Annotated in this window: 1 protein-coding gene; it reads left to right on the top strand. The window is 56.9% G+C overall.

Translation table 11 applies throughout. The annotated features are described in order from the left end of the window. Window positions 1-361: 361 nt before the first annotated feature. Window positions 362-678, top strand: a 317-nt coding sequence (locus G3480_RS27205) for a hypothetical protein (RefSeq protein ID WP_206171834.1), incomplete at its 3' end; no start/stop codon positions are given.

Genomic DNA, 678 nt, shown 5'->3' with positions numbered 1-678 from the left:
CACGCTCGTGGCGAGGGTGAGGTCCTGGGCAACACCGGCCAGCGACTCTAGGTTGGGCCGACGTTACGAGGCCCAACGAATAAGGTTAGATCGTCCGAGCGAAGCGAGCGACGATCTGAACCGTTTGTTGGACGAGCCCGAGATAGGAAGCGATGGATGCCGCGAACGCGGAAGATGCAAATCCCTTTAAGGATTTGATCTTGAGAGAGAAATACTGGAAACAGCAATTCCCGCTGAAAATTTTTTCTCTTGAGCGACAATGGGTTGGGGTAGCCTGAAAAAAAGTTCTTCGTAGACTTTTGGCGCCGACTCGGTAGACTGGCCGGCATCATTTCAGTGTCGGATTGAGAGGGCGGTGCTGATGAGCGCTCCGTTTTGCCGCAAGCATCTCAGCATTGAGGGGCTGCTGAAAGAAGCGCATCGGGTGTTTCGTCGAATCCCCGATGCACCGGGTCACGACATCGCCTTGGTCGATCATCTGATGTCAGGGCTAGCGCTCTTCGGGTTGAAGTATCCCTCGCTGCTGCAGTTCGACCAGGACTGCCGGGAGGAGACGACGCGAGCGAATCTCAAGGCCCTCTACGGGATTGAGCAGGCCCCGAGCGACACCCGCCTGCGCGAGCGTCTCGATGAGCTTGACCCCAGTCATGTGCGCCCGCTGTATAAAGCCTTGCTGAG

The organism is Thiorhodococcus mannitoliphagus (assembly GCF_010915725.1).
Taxonomy (GTDB): domain Bacteria; phylum Pseudomonadota; class Gammaproteobacteria; order Chromatiales; family Chromatiaceae; genus Thiorhodococcus; species Thiorhodococcus mannitoliphagus.
This window is presented reverse-complemented; position numbering and strand designations above follow the sequence as displayed.